Annotated in this window: 11 protein-coding genes; 5 read left to right on the forward strand and 6 right to left on the reverse strand. The window is 38.2% G+C overall.

Features of this window, described 5'->3' with window-relative positions:
• From GX437_02645 to mnmE, 5 genes are all read right to left on the reverse strand, one after another.
• On the reverse strand, positions 1–1,387 hold a 1,387-nt coding region (locus GX437_02645), incomplete at its 3' end, for an SAM-dependent DNA methyltransferase (protein ID NLJ06549.1).
• Positions 1,388–1,398: 11 nt separating this feature from the next.
• Positions 1,399–1,575 (reverse strand): hypothetical protein, encoded by a 177-nt coding sequence (locus GX437_02650; GenBank protein ID NLJ06550.1) that lies wholly within the window; start codon positions 1,573–1,575, stop codon positions 1,399–1,401.
• Between the two features lie 176 nt (positions 1,576–1,751).
• A complete protein-coding gene (locus tag GX437_02655) occupies positions 1,752–3,431 on the reverse strand; it encodes a transcriptional regulator (GenBank protein NLJ06551.1) in 1,680 nt (559 codons plus the stop codon).
• A gap of 12 nt (positions 3,432–3,443) precedes the next feature.
• Entirely contained in the window at positions 3,444–6,743 is a 3,300-nt protein-coding gene (locus GX437_02660) for a helicase (GenBank protein ID NLJ06552.1), read from the reverse strand.
• Between the two features lie 477 nt (positions 6,744–7,220).
• Positions 7,221–8,609 (reverse strand): tRNA uridine-5-carboxymethylaminomethyl(34) synthesis GTPase MnmE, encoded by a 1,389-nt coding sequence (gene mnmE, locus GX437_02665; GenBank protein NLJ06553.1) that lies wholly within the window; start codon positions 8,607–8,609, stop codon positions 7,221–7,223.
• A 93-nt stretch (positions 8,610–8,702) separates the two neighbouring features.
• On the opposite strand from mnmE, the gene GX437_02670 reads away from it, so the two are divergent.
• From GX437_02670 to GX437_02690, 5 genes are all read left to right on the forward strand, one after another.
• Positions 8,703–9,824: a DUF4837 family protein gene (locus GX437_02670; GenBank protein NLJ06554.1), complete on the forward strand. Its 1,122-nt coding sequence runs from the start codon at positions 8,703–8,705 to the stop codon at positions 9,822–9,824.
• Position 9,825: 1 nt separating this feature from the next.
• Positions 9,826–11,640 carry a tetratricopeptide repeat protein gene (locus tag GX437_02675; protein ID NLJ06555.1) on the forward strand — a complete coding sequence of 605 codons (1,815 nt, stop codon included), beginning with the start codon at positions 9,826–9,828 and terminating at the stop codon, positions 11,638–11,640.
• 159 nt (positions 11,641–11,799) lie between these two features.
• Complete coding sequence (locus GX437_02680; GenBank protein ID NLJ06556.1) at positions 11,800–14,448, forward strand: T9SS type B sorting domain-containing protein; 2,649 nt, start codon at positions 11,800–11,802, stop codon at positions 14,446–14,448.
• 3 nt (positions 14,449–14,451) lie between these two features.
• Entirely contained in the window at positions 14,452–15,066 is a 615-nt protein-coding gene (locus GX437_02685) for a riboflavin synthase (protein ID NLJ06557.1), read from the forward strand.
• A gap of 113 nt (positions 15,067–15,179) precedes the next feature.
• Complete coding sequence (locus tag GX437_02690) at positions 15,180–16,559, forward strand: hypothetical protein (GenBank protein ID NLJ06558.1); 1,380 nt, start codon at positions 15,180–15,182, stop codon at positions 16,557–16,559.
• A 30-nt stretch (positions 16,560–16,589) separates the two neighbouring features.
• Here the strand turns inward: GX437_02690 and GX437_02695 are convergent.
• Positions 16,590–16,971: hypothetical protein (locus GX437_02695; protein NLJ06559.1), on the reverse strand; the 382-nt coding region annotated here is incomplete at its 5' end.

Here is a 16,971-nt window from a genome sequence, read left to right on the forward strand (position 1 = left end):
ATGAATGCTGCTTTATTAGTTTTTTATCAGCATCATTTAATGTTTTTTTCAGCAATTTTTCAATTAAAGAACGGTCAATTGCTTTGCTTTCGTTTTTCATTGGTATTTCCAACACTAACTGACCTTTTCTTCCTTCGTTCGGACTAAATAATTGTGGTTGGTTGGGTTTGTCAAAGCCAATATATCCTGTTACCTCATAGCCTTTATTTTCGAACCAGGTAGTGAGGTATTCGATCAGGCTTTCCTGGCACATATAATGAACAATTTCCTTTGGTGTATAGAAAGCCCCTTTGTCTTTGTTATCTTCCAAAAGGTTTTCAAAGATATGCCCCAACATTTCGGGATCGACTGCTACTGTCTGGTCGTTGGGATCATCTTCGTAAATGGTAAAGTTGTATTGGTTGAAAAAGTCGAAAAGGTTTCTGAAAAGTTGTGCATTCAGGATAATGTTGCGGTGTTTCTTATTGTCTTCCTCAAATAAACCACCATTCAAATATGGGATGCGGCAGGTATGACCTTTTACCAGTTCAATAATGTCATCTTTTCGTTTGGTATTTAGTGTATCGAAAAACAATCTTGTGAGTATATCGTTGTAAAACAATTCGGGATTTTTGTACTGGTTAAATAAATTAGACAGGAAATTTAAATCACCCTGCCCCCACTTACTTCCGACCGGAACACCCATCCATCCTTTTTTCTGAATGAAATAAAGAAATACAATACGGCCTAATAGTTTTTTATTGAAATCGCGTATAGCTTTTTCGTCCCCATTAAAAATTGCCTGACGAATATTGGGTTTGGAAATCATAAAATTGCAAAACACATCGTATTGCTTTTTGTATTCATCAAAGAACTCTTTGGATAGCTTTTCAACTGAAAATGCATCTTTAATGTCGGAAAGAGCAATGGGATTTTGCTGCAACAAATCAAACCGGTCGGTAGCAGTACGGCAAACTTCTCCGGCACCCATCAGGTAAGTATATCTTTTGGGTTCGGTTTCAGTAACTGTTATTTCACCAAATTCATCACGTTCCCTGATTTCAGAAACAAAAGAAAACCTCCATTTCTGATCCTGAACAAAAACGATCAGGGCGCCATCCACATCATTTTTATACACATTACGAAGCAAAGACCTTAATCCCACCCTGTTCATTTCAATCCATGGTTTTGAGCTCAGATTTACCTGGTAAAATCCAATTACACGATCATCAGTTGTTGTGGAGTGCCCAAGTTCATAAGCATTCAATGCCAAATCATTTGAAGGAAGCAACAACTGAACAGGCTGCTGATGGATTACTTTTACCCTGAAAACATCTTTCATTACCTTGTACCAGTTTTCCGTAATGAAAGGTGATTCAAAAATTTTTCTAAGCTGGTTTTTATCCATTTTCCGGCATTTTATTCGGTATCAATATTTTTTTCAGGAAAAGCAGACCATTCAATCAGTTTGTTCTTTTTCTCAGGTATCTGATGGTTAGAAGCAATGTTGACGAAACCAATCTGTAAGCTCAGAGGTTTCTTCTTTGCCCGCTTCCTTGCTTTAGTTGCTCCTGCGTTTATCATTTCAAAATTCATAAAACCTTTGTTGAACACTACTAATTTTCCCGGCATGAACTCTAATAAAAACTCTAATAAAATCACTAATAAGTTTTCTAATAAAGTCAGAGAAAAAAACACGATCAGAGCTAATCAGTGCAGGTTTCAGATGAATATCGCCTGAAACTCTCATCGAATCACTAATAAAATCTCTATCAGTTCTTCTCATTTAATACCCATTTTGGTTTCGGGTCACTGCCTAAATTAATAATTATTTTTTTTCTGCTAAGCTCAGCTATCAGATTGTTAATCCTGACAACTTTTTGCCTGTCAGAATAAACATCCGGCAACTTATCAAACAATAATTCATTGATATCTTTTCTGGACACTGATTTATGATGACTGATTGCTTTTAAAATCAAATCCACATAATAAGCTTTATCAAAGGCTTTATTTCTGGTATAAGCAGCCTTTTTTCCTGTAACAGAAGCTACTTTGAGAGAAACGAAATAATTCGGTTTTCTTCCTTCAATGAGATTAAGTTTACGAAGCATTGCAGCAGCTTCATCCGTAATAGGTAATTTCTTTTGAACACGGTCTAATAAAATCACAGTTCTGAGGTCAAGGTTTGTATTTTCAATCAAAAGTTTTGAATAATTGATGTCAATTTCCTGACCGAATATCTCTAAAATTACGTTGTCTGAATTGGATTTTGAATAATCAGGTAAGGGGAAATACCTTTTTCTTTGCTCAATGATCATAGAATGAATGCCATAGCCCATTGTATCAATCATTCCCAGATTCACCATCGCTTTGGCAAGCCAGGGATTGCGGTATTTATCGGGAGTTTTATCCCCGAAAAAATACTCGTCAGGAGACCCTGAAAAAAAAGAACCGGCATTTTGAAAAATCACTTTACCTGATTTCTCCGTTACAATGATTCTGGCATTTCTGGAATAATCCTGGTGGGCAATGGCATTGTGCAAGGCTTCCAGAATAACTCTCGCTTCATATTTATTGACCATAACAGATAAAAGCTGGTTGTCGGGAAAAAATTTATACTGATAATTTCTGATTCGTTGATAGACCCTGGTCGTGTTCAAAAGAAAAGGCGGCCCAAAATGTTCATACGCTTTTTCATTGGTATCCAGTTTCCAAGTTATTTCAGCAAATGAAGGTAAAAGGAAATGTGATGATTCGGGTTTGCCCAACAATATTAATGCTGTATTGGTAATTTTGCCATTAATGGTAACCTTTGCTTTATCAAGAAAAGAGGCAGTATCCCAGTTATCAATATCATTACAGAAGGTTTCATTTGCATTTCTGTCTTTGAAATGCTTTCTTGCAACTATTAATGCTTCTTCATCCAGGTCGCGGATAGATGCCTGCTCAACAATTTTCGCACTCCAATCTTCCTGAGAGTTATAAATCTGACGAACATAATCAGGATAATTTCTAAGATCGGTTTTCTGGCTGTTGATTCTAATAAAAGGTTTTTTTTGAAAATTAACCGGTTCAGATTTAGCAGCAGGAATTCTGAAAACAACAATCGGTTTATTATTGAAAAGCAATTCAAATATTTCGAAGCTAATCTTAGGATAGAGCATGGTTCGAAGCCACAATTCAAAATCCTGATTCCCAATTTTGAAATCTTTTGGTTTCAGATTGGTACCCACTATCCTGTGCGTTTTATCTTCCACACCTAAAACGAGGTATCCAAAATCCTTATTATTAATACAGGCACCATTTGATAAAGCGGAAATATACTCTCCTATACCTGAAGGAGTAACACTGGCGCCCCTTTCAGCTACATTAGTTTTAAATTCCAGCCAGGTTTGCTCATCTGGTTCTTTCAGAAGTTGCTCCAATAAATTGATTAACTCAATATCATTCATTGCAGAAGAAAATCATTTAATAAAGGTTTCAGAAATGACAATTTCAGGTTCAATGTTGGCCTGAAGAGTTACCGGAGCAGGTTCATCTGAATCATCTCCCTCCTTAAACACATCATACCTGCCGGCTATTAACAAAATCATTTTTTCAGCCTGAGCAAAAGTAAACTGTTTTTTATCAAAGCCAAGCCTGATTTTCCTTATTTCATTAGGTAAAGGAGTATAAACACCTGCTTCGATAAAATTTTTAAGGCTGTCACAGGCTTGTTTAACCTCGATACGCTGGGTAATTGACTTAACGTCACGCAGAAATTTATTGGCCTGCATAGAAATACCGGATGATTTTTCACTGGAAACTGCTGTCTCAGTGCCCGAACTCAGAAAATCTTTTTCAAATTCGGATAATGCACCCTGAACCTGAATAAAATGACTTTCAGGCAAAGGATATGGTGCTTCTGTTGATTTAGCCTCCAATATTTCTGCTGCTTCGAGGAAAGTCAGTGATGAAACCTTGTTAGTGGTATCAACAGAATAAAATTCCATCTTATAGGGAGACTTGAGGAATACTATTGTGTGCCCTTTCCATTGGGTCTTTTTTGATTCTTTAGCAGACCTGGCAACACGTGCTTTTCTGGGAAGACTCTTAAGCCTTTTAAATTCCTTTGGATTAGAATCTTTAAATTCCCTGATAAACCTAAGGAAATACAAGCGTTTGTCTTCATCACCCGGAACGCCTTGTTTAAATAATTCAAATTGTTCAACTAATTCTTCATGTGTATAAATCTGAGCATCCTCTCCAAACGCAGAATGAAAACCCTGAAGTTTTACCAAAACATTGTTATACAATCGGATTTCCTCGTCACCCTGTTTTGAAGGATAAAAACTATAATTATAGATAACCTCAGCCACGCTTCCAATCCTGTTAACCCTTCCAATACGTTGCATCAATCTGGTTGCATTCCAGGGAGTATCATAATTTACAATAACATTGGCTCTGTGAAGATTTATTCCTTCTGCCAAAATATCAGTTGTGAGAAGTATCCGGTAATCATCTTTTTGTTCCCCTTCAAAGTTGGCATCAAAGTTTTCCCGAATGGTTTCAAAAATTCTGTTTCTGTTCTCAGACGAAACGGACAGTATCGGGCCGTAATTTTTTTCCGATAACTTTTCGTATAAATAGTTTGCTGTATCAATACTTTCAGTAAATATCACCAGTTTGCCTGTGGGATTAATATTTACCCTGAAAAGTTCTTCTTTTAAAAGGAGTAAAAAATTATCAAGCTTGGGATCACTTTCAATTCTTTCCCATTCTTTTTCAAGTTCAGTCAGTAAATGAACATCTTTTTTTAAACCGGCAAGCAAGGCAGGATCGAAATCATCAGGTGAAAACACATTGTTGCGGGGATTCTCGGCATTCATTTCCATTATCATTTCCTCAATCTGTTCCATTGTAAACCCTTTTTCCATCAAATCATTGATATTCAGATCGGGAGCAATAAACACTTTCCCATTTTCAAACATGGAAATCATCCTCCGGGATGCCATTAACAGGTGATGGAGGGAAATTCGAAAAGCGTTAAAACTACTTTCCAGTCTTTTAACCATTAAGGTTTTCATAATGGCCGCCAGAGATTTGGAAACCAGAACTGCTTTTTCATAATAGTATTCCTGAAGTTCAGGTTTCAGATAACGAATGGCCTGATAGCGATAATAATTTATTTTATCTTCATCAGTCAGATAAAATATGGTATGATAAAACAATTTATTCAGTTTTTCATCCAACTGATAGATACGTGCTTTTGGAGGTGCAATCTCAGGAAAAACAATTCCCTGATCGGTAATATCTTTAAGATATTCGGGATAGTTTTTCAGGTCAATCCGGGTTCTCCTGATGGTAATTGGCTGGATGACCCTTTCACGTATTATTTTGTATAACTCACGGATGCGATCCAGGTTGGGATGTTCACTTCTTATTATTTCTTTATACTCCTGAATAATAGGCCCAAAAAAGCTTTGCAGATTAGTTTCAGGCAAAGTGCTTCTTCTTCCGTCCTGAAACAATAATAATTGATAATATAAATCCTGAGGGCGGTTATTCAGAGGTGTAGCTGAAATCAAAATCACTTTTTTTCTCTTGCCCTTGACAAGACCTTCGTTGACCCTTTCAGCCTTACATATCCTTTGCAATGCAGAAAATGCCTGAGAGGTGTGGTTTCTATATCTATGAGCCTCATCAACAAGAATCAGATCATAATCCTCCTTAGGCCAGTAATTTAAATCCCCTTCAATGATTTTATCCAGACGCCCATTTGTGATGAACTTGGTATGTTTGTCAATTCCAAATGACCGGAAGGTCGATTTCCAGTTTTTTTCAACTGCCGGAGGGTAAACAACAAGTATTTTGGTATTCAGGGAACCATTGGCAATAATAAATCGTTTGGCAATCATAGCAGCTACAACCGTTTTCCCCAAACCTACCACGTCAGCAAGAAAAAACCCATTGTGTTCAAGAAGCATATTGAATCCCTGATTGACTGCATCAATCTGATAACTTAGCTTTTTAAATGCCTTTGGAAGATCTCCCACAGTGTCAGGGTCATAATCTATGTTATTCCCAAAATATTCAATCAGGAACTTAATATAAAGTTCAAAAGGAGTATAGGTCTGACCAATATGTGTTTTTTGTCTGAATTTATCAATATCGACAGGTAAAATAGGAACAGATTCCTTCCAGAGATTTTCAAATTCAGTTTTGGCAAAATTAACCTCATCAAAATCCTTCAAAGCTATGTTCAGCTCATAATTAGGTGCTTTTTTAATGCCTAATCCGGCTTCGGTCAGGTTTGATGACCCCATTATCACCCATCCATCGGAATTTTCAGTATGCTCTTTTGGCAGGAAAAGATAGAATTTTGCGTGAATCGTTTTTGTTTGATGTGCCCTGACTTCGATTTTACCATCAATTAAATCGTTTACAAATTGTAAAATCCCATTTTCAACCTCAGCAGAATAATATGCTTCCTTTATATCCTGAATAAACCATTTTAGAAATTCTTCTTTTGTCTTGTTTTCATCACCAAAGAAAAGCATAGCTTTTCGCTGTGCTTCGGCAAACATTTGATCCACATTTATCCCTACCAGGATTTTCACCACCGGGACATTTTTTAAATATGGTTGCAAGGCAAAATAACCTGAAGACCTGAAATAACCTATTACAGCCTGAAAAGCATAAAGGCTTTTCATTTCCTCAATGATCCCTGTAAATTTATCAAACAGGCTTTTTTCATTATAATTATTGAAGAGTTTTGAGGTCATTTATCCATTTTTAAAGGGTCATATATTCTTTTTGCTTCATTAATAGCCTGAGATAAAGCATCTTTCAGCAAACTATATTTTTCTTTCCACTTCATATCATTGAACCGTTAATAAACCTTTTCCATCATTAAAAGCCGTTATTTTGATACAATACAACTCCTAAGTTCAATTCTAACCCGGTGAGTCGAATCCGCCTCAGGGCTTGCTGCCATTCAGGGATCAAAATTCTTCCGGGAATCCACAACTTACTTATATCACAACCAAAAGTCATGTTCAGAATTTTGCCTTGACGTAAAAGAGCAAATTTAATGTTAACAGGAAAAATTGAAATAAACCTAAATAATTAATTTGTAAACATCAATGTGGTTATTTTAAACATCATTACAAAAAGCAGGTAAAATAAAATAATCTGAGCAAAAATAAATGGAAATATTGACTTTTAAGTACTCAAAAACCACTGATAGCTGGGGACTAGCTTTACTTCCCTATACAAAACCTGCTGAACACGTTCTCAAGGACTTCTTCTGTCGTGATTTGTCCGGTAATTTCGCCCATCAGGTTGGTAATGGTTCGCAGGTTCAGGGCTATCAGATCCTTTGAAATGCCTGATGCAATTTGCTGCCTGACCTCTGAAATATTTTCATTGATTTCTTTCAGTAATTGATAGTGCCTGATATTTGACACGATAGTAACTTCTCCGGCATATTTCTCAGGATTCAGCTTTTGTTGAAGGATATTTTTCAGTTCATCGAGATGGTGATGAAATTTAGAGGAAATAAATACGGAAGTAAAATTATGCTCTCTTAATAATTCACTGATTTCCTTTACTTTGTCTTCATCCGTTTTATCGGTTTTATTGCCTGTTACGATGAGGCGTTCGGTCTGGCCAATGTTTTTCAGGTCTTCGAGCAGTTCCTCAGGCGAGAGGGCATTTATATCAAAAAGATAAATCAGCAGATCAGCCGTTTCAATCTTTTCATAGGTTTTTTCAATGCCTTTTTGTTCAATCCAGTCGGAGGTTTTTGTTATTCCGGCAGTATCAATAAAGCGGAAATCTATTCCGTTGATGTTGATGACATCTTCAATAAAATCGCGGGTAGTTCCGGGTATTTCGCTGATAATTGCCCTTTCTTCATTGAGGAGGGCATTGAGCAAAGTCGATTTTCCCGCATTCGGGCGTCCTGCTATCACTACCGACACCCCCTTTTTTAACACATTGCCAAGATGAAAGGAATTACAGAGAAAATTAACCTCTTTTTCAACCCTGTCAACGATTTCCAGCAACTGGCTGTTGGTAGCAAATTCGACATCTTCCTCTGCAAAATCAAGTTCAAGTTCAAAAAGTGTCAGGATATTCAAAAGCTCGCCCCTGAGGTTGTTGATTTTTTCCGAGAAGCCGCCCCTGATATGCTGAACTGCCAGCTGATGGGCAGCTTTTGACTCAGAATCAATCATATCGGCAATACCCTCGGCTTTGGCCAGGTCAATTTTTTTATGGATAAATGCCCGGAGGGTAAATTCACCCGGCCTGGCAGGGCGTGCACCTTTGCTGCAAAGGAGTTTCATGATTTCAGATAAAATATATGTTGAGCCGTGGCAGCTGATTTCAATGACGTCTTCCCCCGTATAGGATTTCGGAGCCTTGAATACGCTGACAAGTACTTCATCTATCAATTGATTTTCACTGTTGACAACATGCCCGAAATGTATGGTATGGCTTTCACATTCAGCCGGGTCTTTTCCTTTAAACACTGAGGCTGTGATTTTAAAGGCATCTTTTCCACTCAGCCTGATAATGCCGATTGCACTTTTGCCTGGTGGGGTCGAAATGGCAGCTATTGTATCTTCGTTAAAAGGATTAAACATATATTCATTTTCGCTGCAAAATTACCAAAATTTAACGGCTTTCAGTGGTTTGATTCTTGCAGATTGTTGATGTTTTTCACTATCAGGCATATCATGAAAAAATATTTCTTTTTAATCGGCATTGGGTTAATATTGTCATTTGGCTCATGCCGCAAAGACATAAAAACCACAGGTGATGAATTTGACGACAGGATGATCACCGAAAAAAACAAACCCTTTGCACTCGGGGAAGAGTATATGCTCTATGTGGTATCTGAAAACAACAACAATCCGGTCATTACCGGATATTGCGACAGCTTTTTCTGCAAATATATCTATGGATTACCCCAGCGGGAATGTTTTATTTTTCCGGTTCAGTTATCGGTCAGTGGACTGAATGAGGTCAGGAAAAAGAATTTATCCATTCTTTTTCTGGTTGACCGGCAAAACGATTCTGCCATGAAAGTGTTTATTCATCAACATTTCCCGGAAGTTGCAGCTATTAATAATGATTCAACTGTTGTCAGGCAATACAATCACAAGTGGGCATATCCGCAGGCAATAACGGTTATTTCTGCTGCAAATGAAGAAATGCTGACCCGTGCAATTGCCGGATATGCTTCTTCCCTCCTCGTTTTTTACGACAAATTTGAAAAGATTCGTACCAAAAGGCTGGTTTATGCAAAAGGGAGCAATTCTACCCAAAACAATAATGTTTTTAAGGCTTTCAATGTCTCTTTCAGTGTTCCTTCCGGATATCTGAATATCTATCAGCGGCTGAAAGGAAATCAGGAAAAAGTTCTGAAAGAAAATGGCATTGATGCTTTGCTTTGGTACAGGTTAAAAAACGAATCCTTTTCATCAGATTTCATGATTTATTCACTGCCATATCAGGAAGACCTGAACGAAACGGACTTGTTGGAACTAAGGGACAAGGTCAGCCGGCAACTGGTTCATGGCCCCAATAAAGGCTCTTATGTAGCTGTGGCACAGTCGATTTATCCTCCTGTCAGCGAACTCGTCAATGTTAACGGATTCAGGGGGTTAAAAATTACCGGATTGTGGGAAACCATCGGAGACTGGATGGGCGGTCCATTTATCATGTTTGTTTTAAAAGATACCCAAAATAAGCAACTGATTGTTTTTGACGGATTTGTGTATGCTCCGGGCATGGATAAAGCTCCTTTGGTCAGAAGGCTCGAAATTATTGCCAACACCATCAGAAAAACAAAATAGCATGAAATTCAGATTGTTTGCCTTGATATTGATTTTACAGGGATTTTCAGCTTTTACACAGCCGGTCAATGAACAGCTTGCCATTCAATATTACAATAACGGAGAATTCGATAAAGCCCTTGATTTATTTGAACAATTATATTTCAGCAATTCCTCCTCTCAATTCTATTACGACTATTACCTGAACTGCCTGCTCAATCTGAAAGATTATAAACAGGCAGAAGCTGTGGCGAAAAAACAGATTAAAAAATTTCCTGAAAATCCTTCCTATCAGGTTGATTTAGGCTATATCTACGGACTTGCTGGCGATTCCAAAAAGAAAGTCAAGATATATACCGACCTGATTTCATCCTTAAAACCTGATAATCAAAAAATTGCACTTCTTGCCAATGCATTGATTCTGAGAAAAGAATATGCCTATGCCATTGAGGTTTATCAGAAAGCAAGGAAAATTTTCAACAACAATGCTATTTTCAGTTATCCCCTTGCCGATTTATATCAAAAAACCGGACAGCTGACACCGATGTTTCAGGAGTACATCAACTTACTGAAAGTCAATCCGGAAGAATCAGAAATTATTGAAAACAAGCTTCAGGACGTGGTAGCCGGAGATTCTGCCTATCATTTGCTCAGCGAATTACTGATTACAGAAATACAATCATCAGCGTTTAATCCGGATCTGATTGATTTGCTGGTCTGGCTTTTTGTTCAGCGAAAAGATTTTAAAAATGCATTTATTCAGGTTAAAGCCCTTGATAAACGTTTAAAAGACAACAATACACGCCTGGTTCAGCTGGCAGAGCTTTGTATGAGCAATCAGGACTATGAAGTGGCGGATGAAATTTACAATTATATCCTTTCAAAAGGCGAAGCCACTCCGTATTACTACCATGCAAAATTCGGATTGATTGAAGTCAGGTACCTGAAAATCACTTCCAATCAAAAACCTTCAGTTGCTGATCTTACTGAAGTTGAAAGCTTATATACCGATTTTTTAAACAGGGAATTTTACCGTTTTCCAGACATATCTGAAAAGGTAATTCTAAGACTGGCGGAAATAAAAGCGGTTTATCTTGGCAAGACAAAAGAGGCCATTGATTTACTCGAAAAATACCTGAAGGTGCCGCAGATTACCAAAACCACACAAGCGTACATGAAAATGGCACTGGCAGATTATCAGGTGCTGAATGGGAATGTTTATGACGCAATTTTGCTGTATTTACAGGTTTATAACATGTATCGCGATCACCCCATCGGACATGAAGCCAAGTTTCGCAATGCAAGGCTTTCCTTCTTTATGGGTGATTTTGAGTGGGCAACCGATCAATTGGAAGTTTTGAAAGCCTCTACCTCAGAGTTAATTTCTAACGATGCTCTGCGGCTTTCCTTGCTGATTCAGGATGTGTTAGGTATCGACAGCAATGAAGTCCCCTTAAAGATGTATGCCCGTGGCGATTTTTTCATGTTTAAAAATCAGCTCGACAGCGCTTCTGCCGTTTTCGACTCAATCATTTCCGGCTTTCAGGGTCACGAACTGATTGATGATGCCTGGTTTGCCAAAGCCCAGATTGAAGCCAAAAAATCTGATTATCAAAAAGCTATAGAGTTTTATCAGAAAATTTTTACGGATTACCGTTACGGAATTCTGGCAGATGTATCTCTTTTTGAGGCAGCCAGAATATATGAAGAAAAACTGAAAAGTCCTGAAAAAGCCAAAGAGCTTTATGAAAAGCTGATAACAGAATATCCTGATTCTGTTTATATTGTTGAGGCGAGAAAACGTTTTCGCATCCTCAGGGGAGAAAAAAACATCTGATTTGACGACTGATGTATATTTTTATTTCATACCGGAAATGATCCATGGCAAGATGTTTGGAAAAATAAACATACTGAAAACAACTTGTACGAACATAAGAACGTCATTACTTGTTAAAAATCGAAAAAAAACAGTTAATTTTGAGTAATTAAAAAAAGCATGAGAGTATTTTTATTCGCCATATCGGGCATCCTGATGCTGACCTTTTGCGGTCAAAATCTATATGCTACTCATGCACGTGCAGGGGAAATTATTTACAAGCAAATAGGCAAACCCGATGAATACAAATATGAAATCACAGTAGTTTATTACACCGAATCAACAAGTCCGGCCAACCGTGACGACATAGATATTTATTTTGGCGACAACACCAAGGAAAATGTCAAGCTTGAAACAAGGTTGTATCTTGGTAATTTCACCTTTTACAATACTTACCGGACAGTCCATATATATCCCGGCCCGGGGACCTATATCATTCAGTTTTACGACCCCAACCGGATTGATGGCATTAAAAATATGCAATACAGTGTTTTCACGCCTTTTTATGTGGAAACCATGCTCAAAATAGATAAATTCAAGGGTACCAACCGCTCACCTGTCCTTCTTCTTCCTCCCATTGACTATGCCGAGGTAAAAAAAGTTTACAAACACAATCCGGGCGCTTATGATCCGGATGGTGACAGTCTTGTTTTCACCTTCATTCCTCCCAAGCAGGCAGTAGGAAAAAATGTGGACGGTTACTATTTACCGTATGCAAAAAACGGGTTCACCTTAAACCGCTATACAGGAGACATCCGCTGGGATTATCCTGATACCATAGGCATTTTCAACATTGCCATTTTGATTGAGGAATTCCGGAACAAGGAGCGCATTGGCTATATGATCAGGGATATGCAGATAATTGTTGAGAAAGGCATCAACAATCCGCCATATATTGATCCCATAAACGATACCTGTATTGAGGCAGGAAAAACTCTAACTTTACAGATTCCTTTGGCAGCTCATGATCCTGACATTTACCAAAAATTAGAAATGACAGCTATAGGAGGGCCATTTGCCGTGAGTCCGCCTGTTTCGGTACTTAATCCATCACCCGCCACCGGAACGAAAGATGTTGTGGCCACTTTTACATGGACACCCACCTGCCAGCACATCCGCAAAGAGCCTTACTCTGTGGTCGTTAAAGTGGTTGATGATCATCCACTTATACCACTTGCCGATCTCGAACATTTTTTCATCAAAGTAGTAGGGCCGGCACCAAAAAATCTTACTGCCGGCAACACCATCAAAGGCATCCGGCTGACATGGGAAAAGCCTGATGTCTGTAACAATGTCAGGGGATATTATATTTACCGGAAGGCAGACTCGTCATTTTGGGACACCTCCCGCTGCGAAACCGGAATCCCGGACTATACCGGTTTTGAACGTATTGCCTCGATCAACCACCCCGACAGTCTTAACTTTTTCGATAACAACAATGGTAAAGGGCTGGTTTCGGGTATGACCTATTGCTACAGGGTTACCGCCAAATATCTGGCAGAAGGAAATTTTGAACTGGTCGAAGGATATGCTTCCAATGAAGTTTGTGCCCGCCAGCAAAAAGACTTGCCTGTTATCACCCATGTCTCAATTGACAAAACAAGTGAAAGTTCAGGAATCGTATGGATGGACTGGTCGAAACCAACAGAGCTGGATACAAATCTTTATAAAGGACCTTACAAAAATGTCGTGTTAAAATCCATTAACGGCAATCCATTTCAGGCTTACAAAGTCTTTAATTCTGCGACTTTTTACGGATTAAAAGACACTCTTGTCTATGACACGCTTCAGGACACACGAAATAACTATTTCAGCTACCAGATTGAATTTTACGGCACCGACAACGGAAACAGCTATCTTTTGGGAAAATCTCAGCCCGCTTCTTCTGTGTTTCTGGAAATTAAACCTTCCCACCGAAAAAATTATCTTATCTGGTCGGAAGCTGTTCCGTGGTATAATGAGTATTACGTCATTTACAGAAAGAATGACATCAGCCTTCAGTTTGATTCCATCGGAGTCTCGAAAAAACATGAATATATTGACACAGGCTTAATAAACGGAAAATCATATTGTTACAAAATCAAGTCTTATGGTTATTATACCGCTGGCGAAGGTTTTGTGTTCCCCTTGCTCAACTGGTCGCAGGAAGTTTGTGCCGAACCTGCCGATTCCATCCCCCCCTGTGCTCCGAAACTGAAAGCACGTGCTGTTTGTCCTGAATTAAGAAACCAGCTTGATTGGTATTTTGAAGATACCCTTTGTTCGAATGAAATCTATTCTTTTAAAATTTATTATTCTAAGCTTTCTGAAGACAGATTTGAACTGATTACTGAGCTTCAGAATCCTTCATTGCGTAGCTTCAATGACAATCGCCCCGAATTGAGTTATTCCCTGGCAGGATGCTACATGATTACTGCAGTGGACTCTTTTGGCAATGAAAGTAGCTTTTCCAATCCAGTTTGTGTGGAAAACTGTCCGCAATATGAATTACCCAACATATTTACTCCCAACGGAGATGGCATCAACGATTTGATGAAGCCTTTACAAGGGAGCATGCACGTAGCCAAGATAGATCTGAAAGTCTTTAACCGCTGGGGACAGCTTGTTTTTCAAACCTCAGACCCCGCCATCAACTGGGATGGTAAGGATATGATGACCGGAATTGATTGCTCTCCCGGAACTTATTATTATGTTTGCACCGTCTTTCAACTGCTTCGCCAGGGTAACAGGGAGGTAGTTCTCAAAGGCACCGTAAATATAAACAGATAAGTTATGTTCAGTGGCATTGTTGAAACCATGGGGAAAGTAACCCGAATTGAAAAAAAAGGCACCAACCTTACATTTTTTATTGAAACCGGGATTTTAAAGGAGCTTCATGTTGACCAGAGTGTATCACACAACGGAGTTTGTCTGACCATTGAAAAAGTATATGACGATTGTTATCAGATAACGGCAGTGGAAGAAACCCTTAATAAAACCAATCTTGGAAGATTAAAACCGGGCGATTATGTCAATCTGGAAAGAAGCCTGCGGATGGATAGCCGATTTGATGGCCATATTGTACAGGGACATGTTGATACAACAGCCGAATGCATTGATTTTCAGGAGGCTGATGGAAGCTGGTATTATCGATTTAAATTTCAGCCCGGGAAAAATCATTTACTTGTCGAAAAAGGATCTGTCTGTTTGGATGGCGTCAGCCTGACAGCTTTTAATGTTGATAATCAGAAAGGTGAGTTTACCGTTGCTATCATACCATTTACCTATCAGGTAACAGATTTTCAGTTTATTCGTCCGGGAACTATTGTCAATATTGAGTTTGACGTTTTAGGAAAATATATTTTCACCTGGATAGAGGCTTATCGTGATTATTTTGAGAAAAAATAATCAGCAATAAAATTTATTATTTAATTATCCCTATCTTTCAGAAAGAAAAAAAACGCAAAATTTTTAAAAAAGTTAAAATTTTTGCTTAATCTGAAATCAAAAAAAGTATTATTATGAAAAGTTTAGTGGCCATTTCACTGTTCATTTTTCTGACAGGTGGATTAACAGCCAAAGATGTCGGGTTAAAAATCATTAACGAAAATATCAAGAGCATTGAAGTTTTTGCAGGAATTATTTCAATGAAAAGCAATTATCTGAGCGATGATGAACTGGTTGCCCAGAAAGAAGCTCTTGGAATTGTTTCCGTTGGCAGGAAAATTAAACCCGGGAAAAATGTTTCCATTTCGCTGAAAGATGTTCCCAAACGCAAACTTTATGTCATTTTTGGTTTGGTCGAAGGAGGCGGACGCACCGAAGTGCTCAGGTACAATACTTCAACGATGACAGAAAAAATGACAATTACTTTTGAAAAAATAAATCTCATTACGCCTTCAAACACCTTCATCAATATTGCACAGGGACTGTCCACAGTAAATAATGTCGGTCCCTATCAATCGATAGGAGATGTCAGGCTGACCGGATATTTCATATTATACAATGTGGTTACAGAGGCAAAAAATGAAGTTTACCTTCTGACCCCTTCCGTACCCATTGATTTCACTGTCTCTGAATCAAAGAACTTTGAAGTCAGCGATGCCATCCTGAAAACGGCTACTTTTCCGTTTACCAGCCGTAAAGGAGATATTGTCGTTAAAGTTCCTGAAAATCCGGATGTTCCTTATGTTGAAACCGTATTTCCACCCTATACAAAGATTTTTGATTTTTTTGGAGATAAAAATTTCATGTATCTTACCTGGCGTATTGTCAACACCAGAAAAATTTCAGCAGTTCCTTCGGTCAAGGATTATTATTCTATTTTTACTTCCTGCAAAGAGTTTGAGCAAAAACAACTGATGGACATCTTTTACCGTAACTTTACCAAAACAGATAATGCAGAGTTCCACTTATATTTTATCAAAGAAGCCACGCGTACCGACAGCATCATTGTCTATGAAACTGAAACAGAGCAACTTGACCCGCTTGCCCAACTACTTGACGGTGATATTTCATTCCCGACAGGCAATTTCCGCCTGACAGAAAATAAAAAGGAGATTTATTCGACCACGAATGTCATCAAAGATATAAATGCTGTTGACCTGACCCCTATTCTTATGGTAAAGGTTTTAGCGACCGGAACGTTTAAAAATACGGTCAGCGATGCAGGATTAATGCTCGGTCTTTATCAGTACCTCGGAAATTATATTCAGGTTCCGACCCTTGATGAAAATGCATTAGGCATCAGCAAACCATCCTATACCATTTCGAAAATCAGGGAAAGTGTTACAAATCCTGAGTTTATGAAATCACTGGAACAAAAATTAAATACTGAAATCGCTGGCCCTATTCCTCCGGCAATACTTGAATCATTTGTTAAAAAACTGGAGAAAAAATAATCAGCATCTTTAACGACAAGTTGCTGACTTTTAATTATTTATGACATGGTTCTCCGACAAGTGGTGTGAGGTATAAAATTCGAGAAAATCGTCTTTCATCATCTCAAAGAAACTGATAAAATTTTTAGCTTTGTTGTTAATCTCTTTGTTGATGGTATCAATATGTTGCCTGTTGAAAGAGGATATTTCATTCCCGTCAAATTCCTGCACCTGATTTCTAAGCTCTTTATATTCCTTAATCAGCCTGTCGGCAAGATCCTGATATACAATGATTTTGTTTTGGTATTGCTCAACCTCTGCCATAAGTTCAGGGTGGGAATAATATTTAACCATTTTATCAAGATTGTTTTGCAAAATGACCAGCTGTTCCTTGTAAAATCTGATGCGATTAATCCATAACCGCTGGTCAAAA

This window comes from Sphingobacteriales bacterium, assembly GCA_012517435.1.
Taxonomy (GTDB): Bacteria; Bacteroidota; Bacteroidia; order CAILMK01; family JAAYUY01; genus JAAYUY01.

Coding starts and splice junctions, on each gene's coding strand:
- GX437_02650 (NLJ06550.1), bottom strand. CDS start 1,575: ATGAATTTTGAAATGATAAACGCAGGAGCAACTAAAGCAAGGAAGCGG.
- GX437_02655 (NLJ06551.1), bottom strand. CDS start 3,431: ATGAATGATATTGAGTTAATCAATTTATTGGAGCAACTTCTGAAAGAA.
- GX437_02660 (NLJ06552.1), bottom strand. CDS start 6,743: ATGACCTCAAAACTCTTCAATAATTATAATGAAAAAAGCCTGTTTGAT.
- mnmE (NLJ06553.1), bottom strand. CDS start 8,609: ATGTTTAATCCTTTTAACGAAGATACAATAGCTGCCATTTCGACCCCA.
- GX437_02670 (NLJ06554.1), top strand. CDS start 8,703: ATGAAAAAATATTTCTTTTTAATCGGCATTGGGTTAATATTGTCATTT.
- GX437_02675 (NLJ06555.1), top strand. CDS start 9,826: ATGAAATTCAGATTGTTTGCCTTGATATTGATTTTACAGGGATTTTCA.
- GX437_02680 (NLJ06556.1), top strand. CDS start 11,800: ATGAGAGTATTTTTATTCGCCATATCGGGCATCCTGATGCTGACCTTT.
- GX437_02685 (NLJ06557.1), top strand. CDS start 14,452: ATGTTCAGTGGCATTGTTGAAACCATGGGGAAAGTAACCCGAATTGAA.
- GX437_02690 (NLJ06558.1), top strand. CDS start 15,180: ATGAAAAGTTTAGTGGCCATTTCACTGTTCATTTTTCTGACAGGTGGA.